This window comes from Gordonia westfalica (genome assembly GCF_900105725.1).
Classification (GTDB): domain Bacteria; phylum Actinomycetota; class Actinomycetes; order Mycobacteriales; family Mycobacteriaceae; genus Gordonia; species Gordonia westfalica.
In genome coordinates, this window is sequence record NZ_FNLM01000036.1 from 609,391 (window position 1) to 621,654 (window position 12,264).

11 protein-coding genes are annotated in these 12,264 nt (G+C 67.7%); 5 read left to right on the top strand and 6 right to left on the bottom strand.

Annotation, left to right across the window (positions count from 1 at the left end; translation table 11 throughout):
* Positions 1-219 precede the first annotated feature (219 nt).
* Positions 220-1,059 (top strand): glycosyltransferase family 2 protein, encoded by an 840-nt coding sequence (locus BLU62_RS29150; RefSeq protein WP_074853977.1) that lies wholly within the window; start codon positions 220-222, stop codon positions 1,057-1,059.
* Positions 1,060-1,159: 100 nt separating this feature from the next.
* Here BLU62_RS29150 and BLU62_RS29155 read toward each other — a convergent pair whose 3' ends face one another.
* The 5 genes from BLU62_RS29155 to BLU62_RS29175 all read right to left on the bottom strand — a co-directional run bounded on the left by BLU62_RS29155 (position 1,160) and on the right by BLU62_RS29175 (position 7,545).
* Positions 1,160-3,304, bottom strand: coding sequence for a hypothetical protein (locus tag BLU62_RS29155; RefSeq protein WP_244278429.1), 2,145 nt, complete (start codon positions 3,302-3,304; stop codon positions 1,160-1,162).
* Positions 3,301-4,530: a glycosyltransferase family 2 protein gene (locus BLU62_RS29160; RefSeq protein ID WP_074853978.1), complete on the bottom strand. Its 1,230-nt coding sequence runs from the start codon at positions 4,528-4,530 to the stop codon at positions 3,301-3,303. Before BLU62_RS29160 ends, BLU62_RS29155 begins: the two co-directional genes overlap by 4 nt.
* A 77-nt stretch (positions 4,531-4,607) precedes the next feature.
* Positions 4,608-5,405: a glycoside hydrolase family 16 protein gene (locus BLU62_RS29165; protein ID WP_244278430.1), complete on the bottom strand. Its 798-nt coding sequence runs from the start codon at positions 5,403-5,405 to the stop codon at positions 4,608-4,610.
* A complete protein-coding gene (locus BLU62_RS29170) occupies positions 5,402-6,379 on the bottom strand; it encodes a glycosyltransferase family 2 protein (RefSeq protein WP_074853979.1) in 978 nt (325 codons plus the stop codon). The genes BLU62_RS29165 and BLU62_RS29170 overlap by 4 nt, the downstream gene beginning before the upstream one ends.
* Positions 6,376-7,545, bottom strand: a complete 1,170-nt coding sequence (locus BLU62_RS29175) for a hypothetical protein (RefSeq protein ID WP_074854318.1) — start codon at positions 7,543-7,545, stop codon at positions 6,376-6,378. Before BLU62_RS29175 ends, BLU62_RS29170 begins: the two co-directional genes overlap by 4 nt.
* A 430-nt stretch (positions 7,546-7,975) precedes the next feature.
* Between BLU62_RS29175 and pstS the strand changes: the two genes are divergently transcribed.
* The 4 genes from pstS to pstB all read left to right on the top strand — a co-directional run bounded on the left by pstS (position 7,976) and on the right by pstB (position 11,967).
* Positions 7,976-9,049 carry a phosphate ABC transporter substrate-binding protein PstS gene (pstS, locus tag BLU62_RS29180; protein ID WP_074853980.1) on the top strand — a complete coding sequence of 358 codons (1,074 nt, stop codon included), beginning with the start codon at positions 7,976-7,978 and terminating at the stop codon, positions 9,047-9,049.
* Positions 9,050-9,205: 156 nt separating this feature from the next.
* Positions 9,206-10,237 carry a phosphate ABC transporter permease subunit PstC gene (gene pstC / locus BLU62_RS29185; protein WP_074853981.1) on the top strand — a complete coding sequence of 344 codons (1,032 nt, stop codon included), beginning with the start codon at positions 9,206-9,208 and terminating at the stop codon, positions 10,235-10,237.
* 2 nt (positions 10,238-10,239) lie between these two features.
* On the top strand, positions 10,240-11,139 hold the full coding sequence (gene pstA, locus BLU62_RS29190; RefSeq protein WP_074853982.1) for a phosphate ABC transporter permease PstA: 900 nt from the start codon (positions 10,240-10,242) through the stop codon (positions 11,137-11,139).
* 51 nt (positions 11,140-11,190) lie between these two features.
* Positions 11,191-11,967: a phosphate ABC transporter ATP-binding protein PstB gene (gene pstB / locus BLU62_RS29195; RefSeq protein ID WP_074853983.1), complete on the top strand. Its 777-nt coding sequence runs from the start codon at positions 11,191-11,193 to the stop codon at positions 11,965-11,967.
* A gap of 59 nt (positions 11,968-12,026) precedes the next feature.
* Here the strand turns inward: pstB and BLU62_RS33115 are convergent, their stop codons facing one another.
* On the bottom strand, positions 12,027-12,176 hold the full coding sequence (locus tag BLU62_RS33115) for a hypothetical protein (RefSeq protein ID WP_167544045.1): 150 nt from the start codon (positions 12,174-12,176) through the stop codon (positions 12,027-12,029).
* Positions 12,177-12,264 lie beyond the last annotated feature (88 nt).

The following is a 12,264-nucleotide window of genomic DNA, read 5'->3' on the forward strand; positions in this document are numbered from 1 at the left end:
ATCCGGACATGAGGGTAGCCTATCCTGTACCCTGGCACCATCCGATGTCACGCTTTTGTGTGAAGCTCCGGATTCGACTGCGGGAGACGCTCTTTTCGCAGGTCGTGACCCTCATCACGTTGGTAAACCAAGCCTAACCTTACTGTTATGATTCTCTCGCTGCATGCCGCCGGGGGGCGCAGCTTCGAGCTATTGCGGGACTCCCGCTGGAGGTTACTGGTGACTGACATATTCGACGGTGCTGCAGCGCTTTCGCACGACGAGCCGGCGACTCTTGCCGACATGGCCGAGTTCGAGGACGAGTTCGAGGAGGGGGCGACGCCTGCCGACGCACCCGCGTCTGTCCCGACACCGACTGTGACAGTGGTGATCCCGGCCCGCAACGAAGCCCTCAACCTTCCCTACGTGGCGGAGCGGATGCCGCCGGTCGACGAGATCATCGTCGTCGACGGCTCCTCGGTCGACGACACCATCGCGGTCGCGCGGAAGCTGTGGCCGGAGGCAAAGATCGTGAGCCAGACGCGATCCGGCAAGGGCAACGCACTCGCCTGCGGGTTCGAGGCCGCGACCGGCGACATCATCGTGATGATCGACGCGGACGGTTCCACCGACCCCGCCGAGATCCCCGACTTCGTCGAAACCCTGATCAGCGGTTCGGATCTCGCGAAGGGGAGCCGGTTCTCACTCGGTGGGGGCAGTGACGACATCACCGCACTCCGGCGGGTGGGGAACAAGGGCCTGAACTGGCTCGTGAATCAGATCTTCGCGACGTCGTTCGCCGACCTCTGCTACGGCTACAACGCCTTCTGGCGCAAGCATCTCGAGGTCCTGGACCTGCCGGTCACCGCCGAGAGCGAACCCCAGTGGGGTGACGGCTTCGAGATCGAGACGATCATCAACGTGCGAATGGCGCGCAGTGGCTTGGTCATCCGCGAAGTGGGCAGCCACGAGTCTCGCCGTATCCACGGCCGGAGCAATCTCAATGCCTTCACCGATGGCTTCCGGGTCCTGCGGACCATCGGCCTCGAACACCGACTCCATCGCGCCGCCCGGCGCTGAGCTTCACCTACAGAGACCGATCCGGCCCGGTGGCATTGCCATCGGGCCGGATTCGTTTCTGTACGTGAGGCTCTGGGGAGGCCGCAGGAAGCGGGGATGCCTACTTCGGCTCGTAGATGAAGATGACGGTCTCGTCGTGGTCGTACAGGACCCGCCAGCCCGGTGCTTCACGAAGCGCCGCTTCCAGTTTCGCGGGTGCGCCAGGACGATAGGTGCCGTAGTACTCGCTGATACGTCGGGACTGCTCGGTGAAGGTCACCACTGTCGGCTTGTCGCTCTGTTCGACCTTCCAGAACAGGTCGCCGAGCTGTTCCGGTGTCGGGAAGACCATGCGGTCACCCGCGAGATCGAAACTCAGCGGATAGTCGAAGTACGGGTTCTTCAGGGTGAGCCAGGCGTAGTTGGCATTCGACCGGGTGGGCAATCCCGCCGGATGCATCGAGATGAATCGGGTGCCTTCCTCGGCGTTGGACGTGATGGCGTCGATCGCTTCGTATTGCACGCGGGTCTGCACGATGACCGGCCACAGCGCGGTGTAGCTGTACATGCCGGACAGCGCTGCCGCACAGACGAGGACGGCCGCGCCGGTGGCGCGCAGGAACCCCTTGAGCCCCTGGCCGAATCCGGTGAGCAGCCCGACGAGTACCGGGGCGATCAGCAGACCGCAACCGAGCAGTGCGTAGAGGTACACGCGGAAGATCGCCTCGCCGCCATAGCTCTGGCCGAGCAGCAGTGCCAGCGAGGAGAAGGCGAGAATCGCCAGGGTGAGGGTGTGCGGGCGCCGGCGCCGCCAGCCGATGACGGCGCAGATCGCCGCTGCGAGGACGACGCCGGCCGACAGTCCGCGACAGACCATCGAGGTGACCTCTTTGGCTCGCACACCGGCCATCGTGAAGTTGCTGGCGGCGTTGTCGATCGGGCTTCCGCCGGACAGGATGCCGTAGGGGGCAACAGCTTCGAGGTTCATCAGCAGGTATCCACCGGCGAGGGCCGCCATGATCGCCACCGCCCACCACGGCCGGATCCGGCGGAAGATCACCAGCAGAACGGCCGCGCCCAGCACCCAGAAGGGCGTGAGCTGATGGGTCGGCACGATGGCCGCGAAGGGGAGGATCGCCAGGAGCGCGGCGCTCGGGCGGCGCGGGGAGGCCAGCAGCAGGGCGATGAGCCCGTAGGCCAGGACGAACGCCCAGGCCTGCGGCGCGAAGTAGTCCTGCCCGACCCAGTTGACCGCCTCGACGATGAACGCGGCGGTCATCGCGACGACGCGATTCATCCCGAGAGTGCGTGCCGCGGAGAAGACGATCACGGTGACGAGTACGTGGATCACCGGCGCGAAGAGGTGGGCGAGGAGGATCGGGTCGAGGCCGGTGGCGTCGGTGAACCAGGTCGAGACCGCGAAGAAGGCCGGCCACTGGGCGTAGATGTCGGTGCCGTCCGGCGTGATCGAGCCGTACCGGTGGATGAAGTCGACGATCGCGAGGTGTTTGTATGTCCAGTCGTAGAGCGGTATCTCGGTGCCGACCCAGGTCGTGACGCGAGCGACGACGATCGCGGTGCCGGTGGCGACCGCCAGTCCGGTGACGCTGCGGGTGGCGATCGCGACGACGGCGGCAAGAGCGGTGAGCAGCGTCGCGGGGATCAGCAGTCGTCCGCTGCCGGAGAACAACAGCCCGTAGAAACTCGCCTCGGTGCCGGGCAGGCCGGGCATGGCCACCGCCCAGACGATCAGGGCGATCGTGCACAGCACGAGGGTCACGCGAAGACCTGTGACCCGGAATCCGAGGGCTCGTGTGGCGGCCAGTCGGTTCTCGGCGAGCCGCTCCCATCGTCGGATCGTCCGCTGCGCGTCGGGCCGTATGCCGGTGCGATGGTAGAAGAATGCGCTGCTCGCGGCGACGGCCGCGCACATCAGAAGGAGCAGCAGCGTCGGCTGCCACCACAGCGACCAGGCCGCGACGATTGTCGTGAGGGTGACGATCGAGAGGCTGAGTGTCGGCACGGCGGCGAGTCGCGTCGGGCGGGGTAGAACCACCCAGGTGCTCACCGCCGCACCCGGACCGCAGATCGCGAAGAAGGCGACGAGGATCGCGCTCAACGCGGGATGAAGGGGCAGGGCCCCGAGCAGGCCGGCCGCCGCCGAGGCGCCGGCGAGTGCCGCGGCGGTGGCACGCGGACCACCGGATGCCACTCGTGGCACGGCCTTCTCGTGGTCGGGGACCTCTGTGGGTTCGGTGACGGTCACGTCGTGACCCCGGGCAGCGGCGAGGCGCGACGACCGCTCATCCGTTCACGCGCGAGCGCGACGGGTCCACCGAGAACAGAGAACACCTCGCGGCGGCCCGCTTTGGCGGAGAGGCCGTCGGCGACGCCCTCGGGTGGCCTGGTGATCGCCCCGTATGCGGCGCCCGCCTCGGCCACCGCGCGGGTGCGCCGCCGCAGGACCTGCAGGGCCAGCACGAGATGGCGGCGATCGGTGGCGACCTTCGTCAGCCAGGCGCCGAGGCCGACGCCGTATCCCTTGGACTGGACGAGCAGCGCATCGTCGTCGCTACGGTGTCGATGCCAGATGATCGACGCCGGTTCGTTGGCCAGCTCGAGACCCGCGGTGAGAACCCGGAAGAACATGTCGATGTCCTCGCCGCCGCGGGAGCGTGTACCGGCGCCGAGCGCCTCGTCGAAACCACCGAGGGCGATGGCGGTCTCACGTCGGATCGCGAAGTTCGCCCCGGTGCCGTAGGCCCCGATCTGGAAGGGGAACAGCGGAAGGTCGGCTGGGGGTGCGTCCATGGAGAAGACCCGCGACTCCATCGAATCCGCCCATGACACCCGCCAGTCGAAATAGGCCTGCGACCGGGTCCGCAGTTCGCCGCTCGGCACCATGCCGCAGACACAGGCGACGCGGGGCGAGCGGGCGAAGCCTGCGGCGAGTCCGAGCAGCCAGCCGGGATCGGCGACGACGTCGTCGTCGGTGAATGCGACGATGCCGTGCGCGGCGGCGAGCACGCCGGTGTTGCGTGCATTCGACAGACCCGCAACGGGTTCGACGACACGCCGGAAGCGGGGGTCGTCCAGCGCCTCGACGGCATGCCGGGTCCCGTCGGAACGCGGGGCATTGTCGACGACGATGACCTCGTAGTCGGGATAGTCCAGGTGGCGCAACGACTCCAGGGCGGCGGCCAGCATCTCGGGTCGCTCGTGGGTGCACACGACGACACTGATCGCGGGCAACGCGACCACGGGGGTCGGCGCGGCGTCGAGGATCGGGATGTCGAGCCGTACGAGGCCGTCCTCGATGACGGTGTCGACGAACGAGATCGGTGCGGACCCGTTGCGGAGCAGGACGCGGGCGCGTGCATACTCCTCCGCCCCCTCCGGCCGGCACACGATGTCACCGGGCGGGAGGTCCGCGACGTCGAGGGTCCCGACCCAGGTGGCCTCCGGGAACTCGGGAGGGCCCCCGGCCGGCATGGCAGGCCGGATAACGGTCGGAATTGCCTTGATCCCAGAGACTTCGGCCGATGTCGCGGCCGTTGGCGAGTCGACGTTCATGGTGCGGTCACTCGTATCCAGTCGACGAGCATGGTGGCCTCCGTTGGTGTGGTGTGGTCGGTGGGTCCCGGCCAGGCGCCGCCGACGGCGACGTTGAGCAACAAATGGAAGGGGTTGTCGAGGACCCAGTGGGAGTCGGGGGCGAGGTCGGCGGGGGTGACGGTGAAGAGGGTCTGATCGTCGATGCCGGTCTCGATGCGCCCGGGCAGCTTGTTCACCCAGTAGGTGCGGAACTCCCCGGCCAGGGGCGACGACGGCACACCGGTCACCGAGATGCTCTGTCCCCGTTCGGATGAGTCCTGCGGCACGTGGACGCCGGTGTGGTACTCGGGTGCCTGGTTGAGGGTCTCGATGATGTCGATCTCGCCGGAGGCCGGCCAGCCGGCCCGGTCGATGTCGTCGCCGAGCATCCAGAACGCCGGGTGCAGCCCGGTGCCGGCGGGCATGGCGATGCGGGCGGAGATCCGGCCGTGACGGATGGACAGTTCCCCCTTGGTCGTCAACCGCGCGGAGGTGTACCCCCAGTCGTGGCGGCGGGCGGTGATCGCCAGGTGTCCCTGCCCGTCGATGCGGGCGTTGCCGAGGGAGTCGGTGTAGACCTGGGCTTCCTCGTTGCCCCAGCCGCCGCCACCGGTGACGGCGTGCCACGGGCTCTGCGGTGCGCGGGCCGGACCGTCGAAGTCCTCGGCGTAGATGACGTTCGGGCCCGTGTCGGGGTCGGCGTGCACGAATCCTGTCGAGCACCCGGACACGAGCAGGCCGGCGACCACGCACAACAGGATGAGGCGCCTCACCCGCGCAGCCTTCGTTCGAGCAGTCCGCGGGCGTAGCCGGTGCAGGTGCACACGAACCCGGCCACCAGCGCGGCGACCCGGGCAGGGGTGTGACGGTGGCGCCAGACCCCGGTCGGCAGGACCCGGGTGGTGTAGCGGCGTTCGCTGGCCAGTGCGGTGTCGGCACCGGTCAACGAGGTCAGGACCGCCTTGGAGCGGCCTTCGTGGTAGCAGCGGGAGGTGAAGTAGCCGAAGGTGCCGCGGTCGTCGGGAACGAAGTGCGTCACACGGAAAGTCGTGTCGCGCACGATCCCGGCGTCCGGATCGCGGTCGCGCAGAGCGATTCCCATCAGGGTTTCCTCGCATCCGGCCGGGAGGGTGCCGCGGCGTCCCAGGGCCGGGGAGAACCCGCCGATACCGAGCAGCGCGTCGCGGCGCACCGCCATCGCCGCGCCGATCGGATTGCGGATCGCCGCGCCGTGGTCGGGCAGCCCGCGGTAATCGCAACCGACGACCCAGCCGAACTCGTCGGGAAACCACCGCGGCGCAACGGTTTCCCACATCGCCTCGACCGCACCGCCGACCGCCACCACTCCGGTGTCGCGCATCCGGGTGCGGACCGCGTCCAGGGCGCCGGGGGTCGGGCACGCGTCGTCGTCGAGGAAGACCACGACGTCACCGGAGGCGGCGACGGTGCCGGTGTTGCGTGCCTCCGACAACCCCCGGGCGCCGGCGTTGGCGACCACGGTCAGCTCGGGGGCGCCTGCGGTGAGGTCGTCGAACAGCTCGGGGTTGTGATCGACGACGATGATCAACTCGTCGTCGGCACCGAGCTGGGCGATGGTGGCCACGATCGCCGCGTCCAGCTGCGGCCGACGCCGCTGGGTGTAGCAACAGATCACCACCGACAGCCGGATCACGCCGACTCCCTCCTCGCGCAAGGGATTCGACTCCCGATTGGCCGTCTCCGCTCCGGTGGAGGCCGACTCGGTCATGACGCGCCGACCAGGTCTGCGGCGTGTCGTTGCACGGAGTCGAGTGCTGAACGGATCAGCGTGGGATCGAAGACGTCGTCCCGGAACGCCGCTGTCATGGTTATGGCACCTTCCACGAACGCTGTGGTGACGGTGATCCCCGCCGCCGAGGGGGGTACGCCCGTCCCGATCACGGTCGGCTGCCCCGAACCGGCCCACTGCCATCCCCGGGTACGGCCCGGCAGATGTCCGACACTCGAATGCAGCAGTTCCGCGCGGATCGGTCCGTGGGCGGGAACGGTGAGTGCCGCCTGCATCGCGCGGCGGACCCGCGAGCGTGAGCGCATCTTGAGCGATGCCAGAGCCAGATTCGCGGTCGGTCGGCCCATACGCCCCGAGGCCGTCATGTCGCGCTGGAGATCGGCGGGGCGGGTTTGTATGTCGATCGGGAAGGCCAGGCCCGCCGCGAAATTGGCATGCGTCGTCCAGCCGCGCGGCAGTGCGCCGCGGGCGTTGAACGGCAGGGTCACCATGGGGTCGAGGTAGACGCCGGCGGCGGTCAGGCCCCGGACCAGTGCGACGGTGTACACCGAGAAGATGCCGGTTCCCGGAATCGATTCCGTGCGCGCGGTGCGGACGGCGTCCACCCGGTGCGCCGGAATTCGCACACTGGCCGACGCCGGGTGCCGCGGACTCAGCTCGCGGCGTACGGCCGGCGGCGAGACCGGGGCGCGCGGCCGATCGCGATGGAAGCGGGCCAGTGCGACGAGGCGGCGCGGATCGACGGCGACGGCTGCCGACGCGACGAGCAGCGGGGGGATCGCATGCGGCGACGGAAGGTCGTCCGGGTCGATCGCACCGACGAGAACGTCCACGATCAGGTGGAGGAGCGTGACGTCGCCGAGTCCATGGTCGAAGTCGAGCGCGAGGTGATCGCCGGCGATCACGATCCGCAAGGGCCGCTCCGGAAGTGCGGTCAGCTCGTCGAACAGCCGGGTGGGGGCCTCGCCCGGTGACAGGGGAGGCGCCTCGGTGACGGCCCGGGCCGCGGCGTCGGGTGCGAAGGCCCACCGGCGCTCGGTGGCCGAGGGGATCAGCCCGACCCGTGCGTGCGGACCGACGTGCGCGAGACGGATGATCCGCTCGACGGCCTCCGGCAGAACGGGCAGGTCGAGAGGTCCGATCACCAGTGCCCCGCGGTGATGACTGTGGGCCATGTCCAGCCCCGAGGCGCGGACCCGGGGCCGACCGGCGTCGGAGCCGGGGGCGTCGAGTCCCGGGAGGCGGGCGATTGGATACGAAAGGGCCTGCCGGGTGGGGGAACCGGGGAGTCGACGTGCCGGATGGTCGATGCCGGGGTGCGAGCAGTTCTGGACATTTCGGATCCGGAGAAATATAGCAAGGCTTGCCTAAGTCTCCGCACTCGCGTTGTGCAGATCACTTGCGGGCTGCCCGGAGGTCGGGACCGGATTCGAGCACCGGACCGCCTTGGCCGGTTCACCTTGCGTTCACCTTCCGTGAGGGATTCGGCCACCCGGCGCGCCTAACTTTCCCTTTCGGACACTCCGGACACCCGGGCCTCGGGACGGAGCACGAGACGGAAAGGCAACACCTGCGGTGAGAATCAAGCGGAACGGCGCTCTGGCGGCGGTGTCGGCGATCGCGGCATTGACCCTGGTGACGGCGTGTGGTGGGGGAGACACTCCGACGGTGAGCGGCGAGGGCTCGACGGCCCAGCAGAAAGCCATGGAGCACTTCAGTCAGATCCTCTCGGACGACAGCGACATCGTCCTCGACTACACCGGCAGTGGCTCCGGTGACGGCATCAAGAAGTTCATCGCCGGCGACGTCGACTTCGCGGGTTCGGACTCGGCCCTGAAGGGTGACGAGATCACCCAGGCCAAGGCGCGCTGCAACGGCAACGACCCCTGGCACCTGCCGCTGGTCGTCGGACCGGTTGCGATCGCCTACAACCTCCAGGGCGTCGACGGCCTCAAGCTCGACCCCAGCGTCATCGCGCAGATCTTCAACGGCAAGATCACCAAGTGGAACGATCCGGCGATCGCCGCACTCAACCCGGGCGCACAGCTGCCGGGTGGCGACATCGTCCCGGTCTACCGCTCCGACAGCTCGGGCACCACCGACAACTTCCAGCGGTTCCTGCAGAACTCGGCGCCGAACGACTGGCCGTATGAGCACAGCAAGGAGTTCGCTCCCAAGAACGTCGGCTCCGGTGCGTCGAAGTCGACCGGCGTCGGTGACACGGTCAAGAAGACCCCCGGCTCGATCAGCTACGTCGAGTGGGGCTTCGCCACCGAGAACGGCCTCGGCGTCGCCGACATCGACTTCGGAGCCGGCCCTGTCGCGCTGAACGCGGCGAGCGCGGGCAAGGCCCTCGACGCGCTGCAGTTCAAGAACCCGGACAGCAAGGACCTGGTCGTCGACACGGACGCACTCTTCGCGTCGAAGGCTCCGGGCGCCTACCCGCTGCTGCTGACCCCGTACTCCATCGTCTGCTCGGCGGGCTACGCCGACGAGGCGACCAGCACCACGCTGAAGGATGCGTTCACCAAGATCCTCAACGACGGCCAGACCGGCCTCGAGGAGATCGGCTACGTGCCGGTGCCGCAGAACTTCAAGGCCAAGTTGCAGGGCACCGTCGACGCGCTCGCCGGCAGCGGCAACGCCTGACGTGACACAACGGAACAGTGCATGCGGGGTCGCCACGGTTTGCGGCCCCGCATGTGCGGTTGACACACTGACACGACTCTTCGCGTGTCGCACGGACTGTGACCAGTGGACCGGGAAGTGGCCCCAATGACCAGAGCTGAAGCACAAGAGGGACGCATGACGTCGCTGAGCAAAGACAGTGGTGCGGTCCCGCCGGACACAGGTGGGACGGGCCTCCCCGGGTCGTCGCCCGACGGAACCACACCCAGCAACCTGCACTCTGCGGCGCGTCACCGTGTCGCCGACCAGATCTTCCGCAACCTGGCGGTCGGTTCGGGTTTCGTGGTCTCGCTCGTCATCGGGCTCATCGCGCTGTTCCTCGTCGCGCAGGCCGTTCCGTCACTGGCCAAGAACGAGGAGAACTTCTTCACCTACACCGGTGACTGGATCACCAGCGGCAATCAGCTCGCGTTCGGAATCCCGCAGCTGTTCTACGCGACGGTCGTCGTCTCCGTCATCGCCCTGCTCATCGCGATGCCGATCGCGCTCGGGATCTCGATCTTCCTCACCGAATACGCCCCCAAGCGCCTCGTCGGACCGATCACCTACACCGTCGATCTGCTCGCCGCGGTCCCCTCGATCGTGTACGGCCTGTGGGGCATCCTCGTCCTGGGCCCCGCGTTGGTGCCGGTGAACGAGTGGCTCGTCGGCCACCTCGGTTTCCTGCCCTTCTTCCAGCAGCCCACGCAGGTCGCGAACATGTCCACCGGTGGCACGCTGCTCACCGCGGGCATCGTGCTGGCGGTCATGATCCTGCCGATCATCACCGCGGTCACCCGCGAGGTCTTCATGCAGACCCCCAAGGGGCACCGTGAGGCCGCGCTCGCGCTCGGCGCGACGAAGTTCGAGGTCGTCAAGCTCGCAGTGCTGCCCTTCGGCTTCTCCGGATACATCTCCGGTTCGATGCTCGGCCTCGGTCGTGCGCTCGGCGAGACGATGGCGCTGCTGCTGATCATCTCCACGGCCGGCCCGATGAACTTCAACCTGATGGAGAGCGGCGAGACCTTCGCGACCAAGATCGCCAACAACGCCGCCGAATTCGACTCGCCCGCCAAGACCGGCGCATACATCTCCGCCGGCCTCACCCTCTTCGTCCTGACCTTCATCGTCAACGCCGCGGCCCGCGCGGTCGTCGCCGGAAAGAAGTGACCATGACCGTCACAACGTCCTCCCGAACGGCCGACCCGGTCAAGAAGCCGTCCGGCTTCACCCCGCTCGCGAAGCGCCGGCGCCTGACAGACATGACCGTGAAGGTGTCGGTCCTCGCCGCCCTGCTGGTCGCGCTCGTGCCACTGGTGTGGCTGGTCGGCACATTGGTCATCCGCGGTATCGAGCCGCTGCTCGACATCGACTGGTGGACGCTGCCCGAGCGTAAGGGCGGCGCCGCCAACGCGATCGTCGGCACGCTCATGCAGACCGCGATCGCGGCCGTGATCTCGATCCCGCTCGGCGTCTTCGTCGCCATCTACCTGGTCGAGTACGCGACCAAGAAGTCGGTGCTGGCGAGGGTCACGACCTTCATGGTCGACATCCTCTCGGGCGTCCCCTCGATCGTCGCCGCACTCTTCGTCTACGCGGTGTGGCGCACGACGCTGGGCCTGCCCCGTTCGGGATTCGTCGTGGCGATCGCCCTGGTGCTGTTGATGGTCCCGCTGGTGGTCCGTGCCACCGAGGAGATGCTCAAGATCGTGCCGCAGGACCTACGTGAGGCCTCGTACGCCCTGGGCATCCCGAAGTGGAAGACGATCCTCCGGATCGTGCTCCCGACCGCCCTCTCGGGCATCGTGACCGGCGTGATGCTGGCCATCGCCCGCGTGATGGGCGAGTCGGCGCCGGTGCTCATCCTGGTCGGTTCGACGCGCGCGATGAACTGGAATCCCTTCGACGGCAACCAGGAATCCCTGCCGCTGATGATGGTGCAGCAGTACAACAACGGACCCGGTGCCCTCGACACGGTGTGGGCGGCCGCCCTGTGTCTGGTCATCCTCGTGGCCATCGTCTACTTCGGCGCCAAGGTCGTGTCGAAGATCTTCGCGCCCAAATCCTCCTGAGCCCGAATCACCGACCCCGAGCGGGTCATCACTGTAGAAACGGACAACGTCATGGCAAAGCGCCTCGACATCAAAGACCTGAACATCTACTACGGCGACTTCCACGCGGTGAAGGACGTGTCCCTCGAGGTGCCGCCGCGCTGCATCACGGCCTTCATCGGCCCGTCGGGCTGCGGCAAGTCGACGGTGCTGCGCACCCTCAACCGCATGCACGAGGTCACCCCGCGTGCGTATGCCAGGGGCAGCGTCCTGCTCGACGGCGAGGACATCTACGGCCGCAACGTCGACCCGGTCAGCGTGCGCGCCACCATCGGTATGGTGTTCCAGCGTCCCAACCCGTTCCCGACGATGTCCATCCGCGACAACGTCGTCGCCGGCCTGCGGCTGCAGGGTGTGCGCAACAAGGCCGAACTCGACGAGGTCGCCGAGCGGAGCCTGCGCGGCGCGAATCTGTGGGAAGAGGTGAAGGATCGCCTCGACAAGCCGGGCGGCGGCCTGTCCGGCGGTCAGCAGCAGCGGCTGTGCATCGCGCGGGCCATCGCGGTCTCGCCGGATGTGCTGCTGATGGACGAGCCGTGCTCGGCGCTCGACCCGATCTCGACTCTTGCGATCGAGGATCTGATGGGTGAGCTCAAGAAGGAGTACACGATCGTCATCGTGACCCACAACATGCAGCAGGCCGCCCGGGTGAGCGACCAGACCGCCTTCTTCAACCTCGAGGGCGTCGGTCAGCCCGGCCAGCTGGTCGAGATCAGTGACACCGAGACGATGTTCTCCAGCCCGACGAAGCGGGAGACCGAGGACTACATCTCTGGACGTTTCGGCTGACGCAGCCGCAATCCCTTCGAACAGAGCCCTTCTCGTACACCGAGGGGGGCTCTGTCTGTTCACATGTTGATCAGCAGGATGATCAGGAGGGCGGCGAGCGAGGCGATGACGCCGAGGTACGTGATGATCTGCCGTCGATGGGCGGCGGCCGCGACGTCCTCGTCGGTCATCGCATTGAAATCGGGTTCGATCGGCTGATGCTGGCCCATGTCCGCCACCATAACCGTGACCTGGGCAGGTGTGAAATCGTTCCCGGCCGCTAACGGCCCGGGATGTTCACTGACATGAAGAGAGGCC

Coding starts and splice junctions, on each gene's coding strand:
- BLU62_RS29160 (WP_074853978.1), bottom strand. CDS start 4,530: ATGCCGGCCGGGGGCCCTCCCGAGTTCCCGGAGGCCACCTGGGTCGGG.
- BLU62_RS29170 (WP_074853979.1), bottom strand. CDS start 6,379: ATGACCGAGTCGGCCTCCACCGGAGCGGAGACGGCCAATCGGGAGTCG.
- pstC (WP_074853981.1), top strand. CDS start 9,206: ATGACGTCGCTGAGCAAAGACAGTGGTGCGGTCCCGCCGGACACAGGT.
- pstA (WP_074853982.1), top strand. CDS start 10,240: ATGACCGTCACAACGTCCTCCCGAACGGCCGACCCGGTCAAGAAGCCG.
- pstB (WP_074853983.1), top strand. CDS start 11,191: ATGGCAAAGCGCCTCGACATCAAAGACCTGAACATCTACTACGGCGAC.
- BLU62_RS33115 (WP_167544045.1), bottom strand. CDS start 12,176: ATGGGCCAGCATCAGCCGATCGAACCCGATTTCAATGCGATGACCGAC.